Below are 15,171 nucleotides of genomic sequence, written 5' to 3'. Positions count from 1 at the left end.
CTCATGACCTATACGTCCCACTCCAATGCGCCGCCGAAACTCGATCCCGACCAGCTGCAGCTGCGCGCCTCACCCCGCGGTGCTGTGCGCTTCAGGCGGGGGGTGATTGTCGCGATCTCTGCCGCCGGATGTGGTGCCATTCTGGGCGTCATGATCATTGCGCTTCAGGGGCCGGCATTGCGATTCAAAGAGCAGGCGGAAGACCTCTACCATCCTGACCACAAGCCCACCGCCGAGGGGCTCGACAGCCTGCCCAGGGACTATTCCGGCGTCAAGCCGAAGGCCCCGGTGCTCGGACCGCCGCTACCCGGTGATCTCGGCCGCCCCATCCTCGAGCGGCAGCGCCAACTCGGAATTGCGCCGGGACAGGAGGTCTCCGCCGAGGATCAACGCCTTGCCCAGCAGGCGATCGAAGCGCGCGAGTCGCAAGTGTTGTTCCGGATCGACAATCGGCCCAAACCGACAGATCTCGCTGGCGGCGAGGAGAGTCTACAGCAGCGGCCTGAAGCGCCGCAATCCGGAGCGACAGCCGGGTCGGCTTCCGTTGCACCAGCCGAGGGCGATCAGAACAACCAACAGCGCAAACTGGATTTTGTCAGTCAGCGGAGCACAAGCGGAATCTACAATCCGCATGCGCTGCAGACGTCTGCCTCGCCCTACCAACTGATGGCTGGCAGCGTAATCGCGGCAAGCCTCATTACCGGGATCAATTCCGACCTACCCGGCCTCGTCGTCGCGCAGGTCACAGAGAATGTGCAAGACACAGTCACTGGCAGCATCTTGCTCATTCCACAAGGTTCCCGGCTGATCGGCACCTATGACAGCGTGGTGGCGTTTGGGCAAAAGCGCGCATTGCTGGTCTGGCAGCGAATAATCCTGCCGGACGGGTCCTCGATCGAGATCGATAATCTGCCGGCGACAGACACCGCCGGATATGCGGGGCTTGAGGACAAGGTGGATTTCCACACCTGGCAGCTGATCAAGGGGGTTGCGCTCGCGACCTTGCTTGGCGTGGGCACCGAATTGAGCCTCGGAGACAATGAAAGCGATCTGGTCAAGGCGATCCGCGAATCCGCCCAGCAGAACGTCAGTCGAGCCGGCCAGCGCATAACTGAGAAAAATCTCAACGTTCAGCCCACCATAACGATCCGACCAGGCTGGCCACTGCGCGTCATCGTGCACAAGGATCTCTTGCTGCGGCCATACAAGATTGAACGGGAGTGATTATGGCCAACTTGAAACTTGGCAAGCTTCCAGACCGAACGCCCTTGAAGATTACCATCACCGTCAGCGCGGACTTGAGCCAAGAACTCAACGCCTATGCTGCGCTCTATCGTCAGACTTACGGCGAGTCTGAAACAGTCGCGGAACTCATTCCTTTTATGCTGGCGGGATTTCTGGACGGCGACCGAGCGTTTGCCAAGGCCAGAAAAGAAGGTCTGGCGACGGCCAGCATCTCAGACGAATCGCGGTCTTTGAAAGCCTCAGATTCCGAATGACCGAAGCAGAGAGTCAGTCAAGTGCAATTGTGGCGCACCGTGCCTGTCAAACAAGGGTGTGCGCGGGCAACATCGTCTGGCAAATAGGTCACCGATGATGGGCCCTGCGCGGACCGCGACGCACTCGCTGGCTCAAACTGCCACGGAGTGCCTGGCCTTTCCCGTTTTGAGATATTTGTCGAACTTCGCAGCGACGCATCTGACAAAGGGACGACTTTCCAGCGGTACGACGAAACGATCGCCGTCGAGTTCAAGTCGGACCGACTTGTCGAGGGCCACGGTACTCGACCGAAGAAGGAGCTTCTGGCCGGCTTTGCCGAAGCGTTCCACCAAATCGACTGCCGAGAAGCCGAAATCGCACATCAGGCGCTCGATGATCCAACCGCGAGCGCGGTCGTCGTCGGAAAAAGCAATTCCGCGGACCGAAGCCAACCCACCGTCATCCACCATGCGGCCATACTCGGCGGTCGAAGGCATGTTCTGTACATAGCCTTGTCGGAATTGGCTGATGGATGACGGGCCGAGGCCGATCAAGGTTTCGCAGCGATCCTCGGTGTAGCCCTGAAAGTTGCGACGCAACATCCCCGCATGCGCGGCAAGCGCCAGCGCATCCCCCGGTTTGGCGAAATGGTCGAGCCCGATTGCTTCGTATCCTTGGTCGAGTATGGCGCGAGCTGCCAGTTGCGATTGGGCAAACCGCTCCTCCGGGCCTGGCAACCAGGCCTCGTCGATCATTGTCTGATGTTTCTTGAACCATGGCACATGCGCATAGCCAAAGAGGGCGATCCGGTCGGGCTCGAGCGTCAGCGCCTGCCTGACGGTGGACAAGACGCTCTCCCTGGTCTGGTGCGGCAAGCCGTAGAGCAGGTCCAGGTTAACCGACTCGACGCCGCGTGCCCGAACGCCGTCGACGACTGTCTTGGTCTGCAAGAAGATCTGTTCGCGATTGATGGCCTTCTGCACCTTCGGATCGAAATCCTGGACCCCGAGGCTGGCCCTCGTCATGCCGATTTCGGCAAGTGCGTCGAGGCGCGCTTCGTCCATATCGTTGGGTTCGATTTCGCCGCTGATCTTGGCGCCGGGAAGAAATGAGAAGCTGTTGCGCAGAACGGCTCCGAGCGCCACCATGTCCTGTGGTTTGAGCATCGTCGGTGAGCCGCCACCGAAATGGACGGCACGCACCCGGCCCTTGCCTCCGGCGAGACATGAGACGGTGGCGATCTCCGCATGCAGCGATCTCAGATATTTGGTGACCGGTTCATAGTGGCGTGTCTGCTTGGTGTGGCACGCGCAGAACCAGCAAAGCTTGGCGCAGAAAGGGATGTGCACGTAGAGCGATATCTCATCGTCCTCGCCGAGCGCCTCCAGCCAGCCACGATAAGCCGCAGCATCGACGCCCACGTGGAAATGCGGTGCGGTCGGATAGCTGGTATAGCGAGGGACGTTTTCGACAATCCGAGCAAGCTACTTTCGACTGCATGTCGTGGTCACCATGTGCACCGCTGGAACTCTTGACTGGTTGGCCGGCCAACGCCCTGATTTCGATCAAGTGCAGCTCGGACAAACTGCCGCAAGGATTTTTCTACCCTGGATTGCTACCCTGTCGGTGCTTGGAAGAGGATAGAGCGAGCGCATGACATTACGGCAGGGCATTCACAGTGCCGGCATTCCCGTTCTTTGCCGCTCTTGCGAGGGAAGGCGTCGCGGTATTTGCGGCGCGCTCGATCCAGACCGTTTGGCTGCGCTTGCCAGGAGTTCATCGCGGCACAAGATCGAGCCAGGAGTCGAACTGGTCGGCGACTGCGAGGCCGTCAACAGCTATTCGAATGTGCTTTCAGGCGTGGTCAAGCTGACGAAGAGCCTTTCGGATGGGCGCCAGCAGATCGTAGGGCTCCAGTTTGCACCGGATTTTCTGGGGCGACCCTTCAAGGTCGAAAGCGAGATCAGTGCGGAAGCGGCAACCGTTGTCACGCTGTGTTCGTTCCCCAAGGCAGCCCTCGAACGGATGGTGAAGGAATCACCGGAACTCGAGCATCGCCTGCTCAAGCAGGCGCTGGACGAACTTGACGCAGCACGCGAATGGATGGTGACGCTCGGGCGCAAGACGGCATCGGAAAAGGTGGCGAGTTTTCTTGTCATGCTCGCCCTGAACATGGATTCCAGTGTTGATCCGGCCGCTATCTCGGCGTCCTTCGATCTGCCACTGACTCGTGCCGACATCTCTGATTTCCTTGGCCTGACGAATGAGACCGTGAGCCGCCAGCTGACTCGATTGCGAGCTGAAGGCGTGATCCGGATCGACAACAAGCGCCATGTGAGGGTGGAGAGCGTCGGCCGGCTGGAGCAGCGTTGCGGCGGCCGAAGGCCGCGGCAGTTTGGATAAGCCCAAGCGGCGGGCTCTGCGCCGCCAACTCGAATCCGCGGCAGGACATGCTGCGTTCGAGCACAATGTATTGCTGTAGCCTCGAGAACCCCGGTAGCATAGACCCAAGAGCATCAGCGACCCTTGTCGGATAGCAAGGCAGCCGGCAAGAGTTCCGCAAAGCTCGCCGGCCGCGCTTCGACATACCCGCCCGCCCCAACGTCCGCTCTGATTTGCGCAAACTCGATTCTACCAAACAAACCTGGCACCTGACATGGATCAGGGCGGGCAGAGGGCAGCTGCGCAATTGATGCCGAGCGGATTTGGCGTGCGCCCGATTCGGGATCAGGATTTGCGATGAAATTCGGCACAGCGATCGTCGTGGTGGGCTTTTTTGCCTTTGCAGCCCTGGTGGCTGCTGGCTTCGGCATTGATGGACCTTTCCGCCAGCATATGGGGGTGCTGTCTTTTGCCCTTATTGCCTTTATCGGGATCTTGTTGCGCAACTCGGAGTTCAAGCCGGCCGCTCCGATCGACCCGTCCGCCTATATGGACGGTCCGATCCGCTACGGCGCCATCGCCACGATGTTCTGGGGCGTCGTCGGCATGCTGGTCGGCGTCGTTATCGCGCTGCAGCTGGCCTACCCCGATCTCAACGTTCAGCCTTGGTTCAATTTCGGCCGCTTGCGGCCGCTGCACACGTCCGGGGTCGTCTTCGCCTTCGGCGGCAACGCGCTGCTGTGCACGTCATTGTACGTCGTGCAACGCACTTGCCGCGCTCGCCTGTTCGGCGGCGATCTCGCCTGGTTCGTCTTTTGGGGCTACCAGCTTTTCATTGTCATGGCCGCGACAGGCTACCTGCTCGGCATCACCGAGAGCCGCGAATACGCCGAACCGGAATGGTATGTCGACGTCTGGCTGACCATCGTCTGGGTCGCCTACCTCATCCTGTTCCTCGGCACGATCCTGAAGCGCAAGGAACCGCACATCTACGTCGCCAACTGGTTCTACCTCTCCTTCATCGTGACCATCGCGATGCTGCATGTGGTCAACAACCTGTCGATGCCGGTCTCTTTCCTCGGTTCCAAGAGTTACTCCGCCTTTTCCGGCGTCCAGGACGCGCTGACGCAGTGGTGGTACGGCCACAACGCCGTCGGCTTCTTCCTCACCGCCGGCTTCCTCGGCATGATGTATTATTTCGTGCCCAAGCAGGCGAACCGGCCAGTCTATTCCTACCGGCTCTCGATCATCCATTTCTGGGCACTGATCTTCCTGTACATCTGGGCCGGGCCGCACCACCTGCATTTCACCGCTCTGCCCGACTGGGCACAGACGCTCGGCATGGTGTTCTCGATCATGCTGTGGATGCCGTCCTGGGGCGGCATGATCAACGGCTTGATGACGCTGTCCGGAGCCTGGGACAAGTTGCGCACCGACCCGATCATCCGCATGATGGTGATGGCCGTCGCCTTCTACGGCATGTCGACCTTCGAAGGCCCGGTGATGGCTATCAAGGCGGTCAACTCGCTGTCCCATTATACCGACTGGACAATTGGTCACGTGCACTCCGGTGCACTCGGCTGGGTCGGCATGATCTCGTTCGGCGCGATCTACTACATGGTACCGAAGCTCTGGAACCGTAACCGGCTCTATTCGCTGCGGCTGGTTACCTGGCACTTCTGGCTGGCGACGCTCGGCATCGTCGTCTACGCCGCCGCCATGTGGGTGTCCGGCATCACGCAGGGCCTGATGTGGCGCGAATACGACGGGCAGGGCTTCCTGGTCTACTCCTTCGCCGAGACCGTCGCTGCCATGCGCCCCTACTACGTCATGCGCGCCATAGGCGGCGCCATGTATCTCTCGGGCGCCCTGATCATGGCCTGGAACATCGCGATGACAATCCTCGGCCGTCAACGCGAGGAGAGGCCGATGTCGGGTGCCGCGCCTGTCATTCAGCCTGCCAGGGAGCCAAACCAATGGGCTTGATCGACAAACATGCCATTATCGAGAAGAACGCCACGCTTCTTCTCGTAGGCTCCCTTCTTGTCGTGACTGTCGGCGGTATCGTCGAAATCGCGCCGCTCTTCTATCTCGACAACACGATCGAGAAGGTGGAAGGCATGCGTCCGTACTCGCCGCTCGAGCTCGTCGGGCGCAACATCTATGTGCGCGAGGGCTGCTACCTCTGCCACAGCCAGATGATCAGGCCGTTCCGCGACGAGGTCGAGCGCTACGGCCACTACAGCCTGGCCGCCGAGTCAATGTACGATCACCCCTTCCAATGGGGATCGAAGCGGACGGGGCCGGATCTGGCCCGGGTCGGTGACCGCTACTCGAACGCCTGGCATGTCGCCCATCTTTCGGATCCGCGTTCCGTTGTGCCGGAATCCATCATGCCCAGCTACGCCTTCCTGAAGGACGCGCCGATCGAGGTGAAGGACTTCTCGACGCATCTGGTCGCCAACCGGCGGGTCGGCGTTCCCTACAACGATGACATGGTCGCCAACGCCAACGCCGATCTGATGGCGCAGGCTGATCCCAACGCCGACACATCAGGTCTTGAGGCCCGTTATCCCAAGGCCAAGATCGGCGACTTCGACGGCAACCCGCAACAGGTCACCGAAATGGATGCGCTCGTTGCGTATCTGCAGATGCTCGGCACGCTGGTCGATTTTAAGAACTACGACGAAGGCGCCGGTTACCGCTGAGGAGTTTTCCATGAATTACAATCTTATGCGGGAGTTTGCCGACAGCTGGGGTCTGGTTGCCATGGCGCTTTTCTTTGCGGGGGCAAGTGTCTTCGTCCTGCGTCCCGGCAGCCGTAAGTTGGCGGACGAAGCTGCCCGAATTCCGCTTCAGGACGAGTGATCATGAGCGAGGAGCACATCGATGAAGTCTCTGGGGTCTCGACCACCGGCCACGAATGGGATGGCATCCGCGAGCTGAACAACCCGCTTCCGCGTTGGTGGATCACCATCTTCTACGTCACCATCGTGTGGGCGATCGGCTACACAATCGCCTATCCCGCATGGCCACTGCTGCATTCGGCGACGACGGGTGTTCTCGGCTATTCGAGCCGCAATGACGTCAAGAACGAACTGGCGGATGCGGAAGCAGCGAAGAGCAAATACCTCGCGGCGGTGAAGTCGAAAAGTGTCTCGGAGATCGCTGCGGACGATGCCTTGCGCGAATTCGCCATCGCCGCCGGCGGCGCCGCATTCAAGGTCAACTGCACGCAGTGCCACGGCTCCGGCGCCCAAGGTTCCAAGGGCTTTCCCAACCTAAACGACGACGACTGGCTGTGGGGCGGCAAGGCCGAGCAGATCCAGCAGACGATCACCCATGGCATCCGCTTCGCTTCGGATCCGGACACGCGCCTGTCGGAAATGCCGGCGTTCGGGGACATCATCACCGCCGACGAGATCAAGCAGGTTAGCGCATATGTCGTCAGCCTCTCTGGCAAGGTCGCCGATGCAAGTCTGATCCAATCCGGTGCCAAAGTCTTTTCCGACAATTGCGTCGCCTGTCATGGTGAGAACGCGGAAGGGAACAGGGAATTTGGGGGCCCCAACCTCACCGACGCCATTTGGCTGCACGGGGCCGGCGAGGCAGCGGTCGCAGCCCAGGTCCGCGCGCCAAAGGAAGGTGTCATGCCGGCCTGGCTCGGCCGTCTCGGCGAGATCAAAGTCAAGGAGCTTGCGGTTTATGTCCATTCGCTTGGCGGCGGAGAATAGGAAGGCAAGGCCTATTCTCGGCCTCCCCCTGCCAAGCGACGGGGCCCGGCGCAAGCCGGGCCTCGACACCATTTCGGCTGCGCCGCTCGTCGATGCGGCACGAAATCCCCTTCTGACTTCGGATGGGAGTGGTACGCACGTGCGCAATGATACGCGAACTGAACGGCTCGAAGGCTCGGCCCCAAATTCCTCGAATACCCGCCAGCCGCATTATGCCAGACGCAAGAAAGTCTTCCCAAAGCGCGTCTCGGGCAACTTTCGCCGCTTCAAATGGCTGGTGATGGCGATCACGCTCGGCATCTACTACCTGACGCCTTGGCTGCGTTGGGATCGCGGTCCATTTGCTCCGGATCAGGCCGTGCTGCTCGACCTCGCCAACCGGCGCTTCTACTTCTTTTTCATCGAGATATGGCCCCAGGAATTCTTCTATGTGGCCGGCCTCCTGGTCATGGCCGGCGTTGGGCTTTTCCTGATTACCTCGACTGTCGGCCGTGCCTGGTGCGGCTATGCATGTCCGCAGACCGTATGGGTCGACCTGTTTCTTGTCGTCGAACGTGCGGTCGAGGGGGACCGTAACGCCCGCATGAAGCTTGACGCTGGTCCCTGGACCGCCCGCAAGCTGGTGCTGCGCCTATCGAAGCACACGATCTGGCTGGTCATCGGCGCGGCCACCGGCGGTGCTTGGATCTTCTATTTCGCCGATGCGCCTAGTTTGGCTCGCGAACTTTTCACCGGTACCGCCGCGCCTGTCGCCTACATCACCATCGCCGTGTTGACGGCGACCACCTACACGTTCGGTGGCCTGATGCGCGAACAGATCTGCACCTATATGTGCCCATGGCCGCGCATCCAGGCAGCCATGCTCGACGAGAATTCGCTTACCGTCACCTACAATGACTGGCGCGGCGAACCGCGCTCGCGTCACGCCAAGAAGGTGCAAGCGACAGGGCAGTCCGTCGGCGACTGCGTCGACTGCAATGCCTGTGTCGCGGTCTGCCCGATGGGGATCGACATTCGCGACGGCCAGCAGCTCGAATGCATCACCTGCGCGCTGTGTATCGACGCCTGCGACGGCGTCATGGACAAGCTCGGCAAAGAGCGCGGACTGATTTCCTACGCAACGCTCTCCGATTACAACGCCAACATGATGTTGGCGACCGCGGGCGGCTCCAGTTCAGTCAACCCGTCGCTGGTCAGGACCGCTGATGGCCTGTTCTCCGACAAGGTGGCGCATTTCCATGTCAGCAAGATCTTCCGGCCACGCACCTACGTCTACATGGGTCTGTGGTCGCTGATCGGCCTGGGTCTGCTCTATTCGCTGCTGACGCGCGACAGGCTCGAAGTCAATGTGCTGCACGATCGCAATCCGCAATTCGTAACGTTGTCCGACGGCTCGATCCGCAACGGCTACACCGTCAAACTGCTCAACATGATCCCCGAGCCGCGGATCATTGTTGTCACCATGCAGGGCTTGCAAGGAGGCGAAATGAGCGTGGTCGGGGACGACATCAAGGCGGGCCGCTCGTTTGCCATCCCGGTCGAGCCCGATCGCCTGAAAACGTTGAAGGTCTTCGTTCGCCAGCCGGCGGACCAGATCCACGCTCCGGCACAGACCTTCAAGTTCCGTGTCGAGGACAGAGCGAGCTCCGAGTCGAACGAGTACACCGCAACATTCAACGCGCCAGAGGCCGCCAAATGACCGCCAATGCCCAAAAGCCTCGCGAATTCACCGGCAGGCACATGCTGGCCATCATTCTCACCTTCTTCGGCGTGGTCATCGCGGTCAATCTGACGATGGCCACGCTCGCCAACACCAGTTGGACCGGCCTTGTCGTCGAGAACACATATGTGGCGAGCCAGCAATTCAACAAGGAGGCCGAGGCCGGCCGCGCCCAAGCCGCGCTCGGTTGGACCGGCAAGCTGACCATCGCATGGGGCGAAGTCCGCTACAGCCTCTCCGACGCGGCCGGCAAGCCGGTTCCTCTGCACGGCGTCAAGGTGCTGTTTCGTCATCCCGCCTACGAGAAAGACGACAAGTCCGTCACGCTCGCCCTCGCCTCAGGCAAGGAATTCGCAGCGCAGCAGATGCCGAAGGACGGCGTCTGGATCGTCGAAGTCGACGCCGATGCCGGCCTGGCACGACCCTATCGCGACGTCAGCAGGATCATGATCTCTCATGGGGCTCTGCAATGAGCTGTTGTGCACCGGGCGCTGAAACGGCGCTGGATCTGAACGGCGCCACATGGGTCCTGCCATCCAGCCAGGAAATCAGGTTGGCGAGCCGATCGCTTGGCGACGATCTTCGGCAGACCGACCTTTCAGTGCCGACGGTTCATTGCGCCGCCTGCATCCAGACGATCGAGGCGGCACTTGGAAAGCTCGATCACGTCGAAAGCGCGCGCGTCAACCTGTCGACGAAACGGGTCGCGGTCCGGTGGCGTGGAGACGAGGTGCCACCGTTCGTCGCCGCGCTTGGCAGGCTTGGCTACGAGGCGCATCTGTTCGCACCCGAGATCGACGACAAGGACAAGACGCTTGCCGAACTGATCCGCGCCGTCGCTGTTGCCGGTTTTGCGGCGGGCAACATCATGCTGCTTTCGGTCTCTGTCTGGTCCGGCGCCGAAGGTGCTACCCGCGACCTGTTTCACTGGGTCTCGGCGCTGATCGCCATTCCTGCCCTCGCCTTCGCCGGCGGCATCTTCTTCCGGTCGGCCTGGAACGCCTTGCGTCATGGCCGCATGAATATGGACGTGCCCATCGCGGTCGGTGTTTCGCTCGCCTACGCCATGAGCCTCTATGAGACGATCAATCATGGCGACCACGCCTATTTCGACGCGTCGGTATCGCTGCTGTTCTTCCTTTTGATCGGACGCACGCTGGATCATGTGATGCGGGAGCGTGCCCGAACTGCCGTGAAAGGCCTGTCTCAGCTGGCCGCGCGTGGCGCCATGGTGCTGCGCGGCGATGGCGCGCGCGACTATCTGCCGGTCGGCGAGATCGAACCAGGCATGCGGATGTTGATCGCGGCCGGTGAGAGGATCCCCGTCGACGGCAAGATCATCCAGGGAACGTCGGATCTCGACTGCTCGCTGGCCTCAGGCGAAAGCACGCCGAAAAACGTAGCGCCGGGCGAAGCGGTACAGGCCGGCGTGCTCAATCTTACCGGCCCGCTGACGATTGAGGCGACAGCCGCCGCAAAAGATTCATTCCTGGCGGAAATGGTCCGGTTGATGGAGGCCGCCGAGGGCGGCCGCGCGCAATATCGCCGTATCGCCGACCGCGTTTCGGCGCTCTACGCGCCCATGGTTCATCTCACCGCCTTCGTGACATTCCTGGGCTGGATAGTGGCGACCGGCGACTGGCACCGGGCGATGACGATCGCCATCGCCGTTCTCATCATCACGTGCCCCTGCGCGCTTGGCCTCGCCGTGCCGATCGTGCAGGTGGTCGCCGCGCGGCGCCTGTTTGAGAACGGCATTATGGTCAAGGACGGCTCCGCCATGGAACGCCTGGCAATTGTCGACATTGCCGTGTTCGACAAGACCGGAACGCTGACGCTTGGCCAGCCCCGGCTCGTTAACGCGCCGTCGATCGATCCGGCCATGCTGGCAGTCGCAGCCGACCTGGCGGCGCACTCGCGTCATCCGTTTTCAAAGGCCATAGCCGGCTTTGCCATTCCTGGCGGGCAGCTCAAATTCGATGCCGTCACCGAGCATCCGGGATTCGGAATCGAGGCCACTGATGCGGGAAGCACCTGGCGACTGGGCCGACGCGGATGGGCTGGATGGAAGGCTCGAACCGGCGGCGAAGCCAAACATGGCTACGGCGGAACCGTTCTCACGAAGAACGGGATGATTGTCGCTTCCTTCGCTTTCGAGGATGCGTTGCGGGTCGACGCCAGAGCGGCCATCGATCAATTGAGCGACGCCAGGGTTCCCGTGGAAATGCTGTCAGGCGATACCGCGGCGGCCTGTGCCGAGGTTGCGAAGTCACTCGGAATCGACAACTTCGTTCCCTGCCTGCTGCCATCCGGCAAGCTCGAACGCATCGAGACCCTCGCGAAAGTGGGGCACAGGGTTCTGATGGTTGGCGACGGCCTCAATGATACGCCGGCGCTGAGCGCAGCGCATGTCTCGATCGCACCGGCCACCGCCGCCGATGTTGGCCGCAACGCCGCGGATTTCGTCTTCCTGCGCGAAAGCCTCCTGGCGGTGCCGCTCGCGCTGGACGTCTCGCGCAAGGCAGGAAGCCTGATCCGCCAAAACATCGCCGTCGCGACTCTCTACAATACCATCGCTGTACCAATCGCTATTCTAGGGCACGCCACTCCGCTTATCGCGGCGATTGCTATGTCTGCGTCATCACTGCTGGTGATCGGGAATGCATTGCGCCTGGAAGGCTTTGTTCGGCACGCACCAGCGGAAACTGTTGCCAATGATAGACACTCCAACAATGGCGGACGGGTACAGTTGTAATGAGGACGCTTGCCTATTTGATACCTGGGACCCTGCTCCTCGGCGGGCTTGGGCTGTCTGGCTTCCTATGGGCATTGAAAAGCGGTCAGTACGAAGATCTCGACGGGGCAGCAGAGCGTATCCTTGTCGACCAGGAAGACAAGCCAGAACGCTGATTCAAGCCGCTCTGCAGACGACTGTTGGGATGCCGGTGATAAGCCGAGTGGAACTACTGCTGAGGTTGCATAGGCAGCTTCACCTGCCGCCGGTTGACGCTGATCTGTGAAAAGCCTGTGTCGCTCGAAAGATTACGTCGCCCATTCCGCCCAATATGCAGGCGGGTGATCGTCGAACCGCGGTCGCCGGATTACTCACACCGCTTGACCTAGATCAGGGTTATCTACTCATCGGCGTGGTTTCATCGGCCAGTCCTTCAGGGAGAGAATCCATGCCTACGTCGACGAATCGCGCCGCCGAACGCCTCGGCGATCGGTTTGAATCAAGACCCACACGAAGAACGGCCAAAGCCAAAAGTGGGCCGAAGCGTGGCTGCGCAAGGCGGCGGCCGGATTCTTGTGAGCAAAGGCTGAACGCGACCTCCGGCGGCAACGATCAGATCGCCCAGGGTGCGTGCGACCCGCTCTGCGAGATGGCTCGCTAATACATGCCGATGTAGCCCTCGCTAGTTTTGAGAACGTTGTGGAGCTTGCGGCGCGTCCGCAACTGACAACCGTCGATGTGAACCCAAGGCGCTCGGACGCGAGGCTGCTGACCGCGTGCTCAAGACATCGCGGGACGGCAGCAGAGCGGCGTCAGACGCTGGCCATGTTCGCTGGTCCTGCGGGCATGGTGGCATCACCGGGCAACTGCGTATGCCAAAGTTTTGTTTGCAGGAGTGTATAGATGTCGCGATTTCGCCTATTGACGATCTTCATGTCGGGAATGCTGGGAACGGCGACGTTGCCGGATCAAGTCGCCTCGGCACCAGTCCTCAACTCCGCCAATCGCAATGCGCTGGTCGAGCAGAACCAATTACTGATGCTGGAGAACAGGCTGCGGCGGCAGCAATATCAGCAGCAGCAGCAGCACTTCCGTGGCCAGGATCGCGAGATCGCGCCGCAGCAACGGCCCGATCGACCGCTTACTTGCCAGCATCAGCGGTCAAGCAACGGCTTTGTGAGCATCTGCCGCTGATAAGGCGGCTTGCCACTTATTTAGGCGGCCATAGCTTGCGCGCGTCGTGCTTAAACTAGCATCAAAGGCGTTTTTGATTTCGCAATTCGTGCCTGAACACTGGAGAGCCGACCCGATGGCGCCACGCTGATGGCCGTCTCCGATAACAGCTTCGACATCATTGTCGTTGGCGCGGGGCCGGTCGGACTTTCCTTCGCCGCCTCGCTTGCCCAGAGCAAACTCAAAGTGGCACTTGTTGAAGCGCAGGCCCGGGAAAGGCTCGCGAATCCGGCGTTCGACGGTCGCGAGATCGCGCTGACTCATGCCTCGATCAGAATCCTTCGGGAGCTCGGCGCCTGGGATATCATTCCCGCTTCGGACAAATCACCACTTCAAGGCGCACGCGTCCTCAACGGATCGAGCGCTTTCGCTCTGCGTTTTAATGCTCCAAGAGCGTGTGGAGAGCCCCTCGGAATTTTGGTCCCGAACTGCCGCATTCGCGATGCGCTGTTCAAAATCGTTCGGCTGCGTGATCAGCCAGAGCTGCGGTGCGGCCACTCGGTCGTCCATGCAAGGACCAGCCACAAAGGAGCAGTGGTTACGCTTTCTGACGGCATGCAGTTGAGCGCCAGGCTTGTTGTTGCCGCAGATTCGCGCCTGTCTCCCACGCGTGATCTGCTCGGCATCGGCGCCGACATCAATCGGCTTGGCCACTCGATGCTGATCTGTCGGGTGCGGCATGAACGCGCCCATCACCATGTGGCAACCGAATGGTTCGATCACCATCAAACGATAGCGATGTTGCCTCTGGGGGAGGGGGTCTCCTCGTTGCTGCTCACTCTGCCCTCAAGCGAGGTCGGCAGACTGCTTGCCTCCAACGACGATTTGTTCCTCAGGGAATTGACGAAGCGGTGTCAAGGCCGTCTCGGGGAAATGACATTGGCAAGCAGCCGCCACGCCTTTCCGCTGGTCACCACGTGGGCGCACGAACTCAGGGCTCCGAGTGCCGCACTCATCGGTGACGCTGCTATTGGAATGCACCCGGTGACAGCGCATGGCTTCAACATCGGTCTCAGCAGCCAAAAGCAACTCGCCGATGCAATCCTGACTGCAAGTCGCGACCGCCGTGACATTGCCGATCCCGACATGCTGCACAGATACGAAAGGCGGCTGCGCCTGTCGGCGGCGCCGCTCTACCATGCTACGAATATACTCGTCCGACTCTACTCAAGCGAGCGACCGGCGGCACGGCTTGCACGCCATGCGGGGCTTCGGTTCGCCCAACACGTTCCTCTTATCCGGCATGGCATCTCGGCCATGCTCAAACGGTGAAGCACCAGCAGCTCTGGAATTCGTGGACTTGTTGCGACGACCGCTCGGCAAGAGTGGCATCGCTCCAAATCATCACTGCCACCGCTTCGGCGAACGCCTGTTCGGTCGGTGACGGTGACATTTCGGCGCGGATCATCGGCCGTACTGCGAGCTGAATGACCTAACGGTGTGGGTTCGGATGGTATTCCGAAAGGCTGAGTTTACTGGAAAATTACTGCGCGTGATTCCAGGCCACTGCGACTGGAAAAGATCCGAAGCAGTACCCGAGCACTTGGAGGTGGGCGGCGCACATCTCCTTCGATGCCGTCCAGCAGAATGTTCTGGGCGGGGGAAGGCTGCTACCGATCTCCTTGAGTTCGAGCACGAAGCGCCGGCGAACTGGCATGGGTTGGAGGAGCAAACTTAACCTAGGCCGATACTCTCGCGCCGCATTTTGATCAGTGCGCTGGCGAACGGAACTTTTCTCACGAACCATGGTTCGCGCCGGCGAAAGCAGGTATCTGCTCCCCGCAGCGCCAAGGAGATTTGCCATGAACGTTCGCCAGTTGCTGAAACCAAATCAAGGACCTCCCGGAAGAAACATTGGTCTGTGTCGCCGAGGTCGATGAAGCATTGCG

The 15,171-nt window shown here is 60.7% G+C and carries 15 protein-coding genes; 13 read left to right on the top strand and 2 right to left on the bottom strand.

Going from position 1 to position 15,171, the window contains the following annotated elements:
- Positions 1-3 precede the first annotated feature (3 nt).
- A complete protein-coding gene (locus FJ419_RS19210; RefSeq protein WP_064993440.1) occupies positions 4-1,224 on the top strand; it encodes a TrbI/VirB10 family protein in 1,221 nt (406 codons plus the stop codon).
- Positions 1,225-1,226: 2 nt separating this feature from the next.
- A complete protein-coding gene (locus FJ419_RS19205) occupies positions 1,227-1,499 on the top strand; it encodes a DUF2274 domain-containing protein (protein WP_064993441.1) in 273 nt (90 codons plus the stop codon).
- Positions 1,500-1,631: 132 nt separating this feature from the next.
- Here FJ419_RS19205 and hemN read toward each other — a convergent pair whose 3' ends face one another.
- The gene (hemN, locus tag FJ419_RS19200; protein ID WP_064993442.1) at positions 1,632-2,954 is read right to left on the bottom strand and encodes an oxygen-independent coproporphyrinogen III oxidase; all 1,323 of its coding nucleotides are present in this window, start codon (positions 2,952-2,954) and stop codon (positions 1,632-1,634) included.
- Positions 2,955-3,132: 178 nt separating this feature from the next.
- On the opposite strand from hemN, the gene FJ419_RS19195 reads away from it, so the two are divergent.
- From FJ419_RS19195 to ubiM, 11 genes are all read left to right on the top strand, one after another.
- Positions 3,133-3,882 (top strand): Crp/Fnr family transcriptional regulator, encoded by a 750-nt coding sequence (locus FJ419_RS19195; protein ID WP_064993443.1) that lies wholly within the window; start codon positions 3,133-3,135, stop codon positions 3,880-3,882.
- A gap of 336 nt (positions 3,883-4,218) precedes the next feature.
- Positions 4,219-5,847 carry a cytochrome-c oxidase, cbb3-type subunit I gene (ccoN, locus tag FJ419_RS19190; RefSeq protein ID WP_064993444.1) on the top strand — a complete coding sequence of 543 codons (1,629 nt, stop codon included), beginning with the start codon at positions 4,219-4,221 and terminating at the stop codon, positions 5,845-5,847.
- The gene (gene ccoO, locus FJ419_RS19185) at positions 5,838-6,569 is read left to right on the top strand and encodes a cytochrome-c oxidase, cbb3-type subunit II (protein WP_064993445.1); all 732 of its coding nucleotides are present in this window, start codon (positions 5,838-5,840) and stop codon (positions 6,567-6,569) included. Before ccoN ends, ccoO begins: the two co-directional genes overlap by 10 nt.
- A gap of 10 nt (positions 6,570-6,579) precedes the next feature.
- A complete protein-coding gene (locus FJ419_RS19180) occupies positions 6,580-6,729 on the top strand; it encodes a CcoQ/FixQ family Cbb3-type cytochrome c oxidase assembly chaperone (RefSeq protein ID WP_013533256.1) in 150 nt (49 codons plus the stop codon).
- Positions 6,730-6,731: 2 nt separating this feature from the next.
- A complete protein-coding gene (gene ccoP / locus FJ419_RS19175) occupies positions 6,732-7,595 on the top strand; it encodes a cytochrome-c oxidase, cbb3-type subunit III (RefSeq protein ID WP_064993446.1) in 864 nt (287 codons plus the stop codon).
- A 139-nt stretch (positions 7,596-7,734) separates the two neighbouring features.
- On the top strand, positions 7,735-9,294 hold the full coding sequence (ccoG, locus tag FJ419_RS19170; RefSeq protein WP_064993447.1) for a cytochrome c oxidase accessory protein CcoG: 1,560 nt from the start codon (positions 7,735-7,737) through the stop codon (positions 9,292-9,294).
- A complete protein-coding gene (locus FJ419_RS19165) occupies positions 9,291-9,788 on the top strand; it encodes a FixH family protein (protein ID WP_064993448.1) in 498 nt (165 codons plus the stop codon). Before ccoG ends, FJ419_RS19165 begins: the two co-directional genes overlap by 4 nt.
- Positions 9,785-12,070 (top strand): cation-translocating P-type ATPase, encoded by a 2,286-nt coding sequence (locus tag FJ419_RS19160; RefSeq protein ID WP_064993449.1) that lies wholly within the window; start codon positions 9,785-9,787, stop codon positions 12,068-12,070. Before FJ419_RS19165 ends, FJ419_RS19160 begins: the two co-directional genes overlap by 4 nt.
- On the top strand, positions 12,070-12,225 hold the full coding sequence (gene ccoS, locus FJ419_RS19155; RefSeq protein WP_064993450.1) for a cbb3-type cytochrome oxidase assembly protein CcoS: 156 nt from the start codon (positions 12,070-12,072) through the stop codon (positions 12,223-12,225). Before FJ419_RS19160 ends, ccoS begins: the two co-directional genes overlap by 1 nt.
- 727 nt (positions 12,226-12,952) lie before the next feature.
- Positions 12,953-13,243 (top strand): hypothetical protein, encoded by a 291-nt coding sequence (locus FJ419_RS19150; protein ID WP_084015713.1) that lies wholly within the window; start codon positions 12,953-12,955, stop codon positions 13,241-13,243.
- 129 nt (positions 13,244-13,372) lie between these two features.
- Entirely contained in the window at positions 13,373-14,554 is a 1,182-nt protein-coding gene (gene ubiM, locus FJ419_RS19145) for a 5-demethoxyubiquinol-8 5-hydroxylase UbiM (RefSeq protein ID WP_064993451.1), read from the top strand.
- Here the strand turns inward: ubiM and FJ419_RS31210 are convergent.
- A complete protein-coding gene (locus FJ419_RS31210; protein WP_224655927.1) occupies positions 14,544-14,690 on the bottom strand; it encodes a hypothetical protein in 147 nt (48 codons plus the stop codon). The genes ubiM and FJ419_RS31210 overlap by 11 nt on opposite strands.
- Positions 14,691-15,171: the final 481 nt, after the last annotated feature.

This window comes from Mesorhizobium sp. B2-6-2 (assembly GCF_006440615.1).
GTDB lineage: Bacteria > Pseudomonadota > Alphaproteobacteria > Rhizobiales > Rhizobiaceae > Mesorhizobium.
The sequence above is the reverse complement of the archived record's forward strand: the minus strand, read 5'-3'. Positions and strand labels throughout refer to the sequence as shown.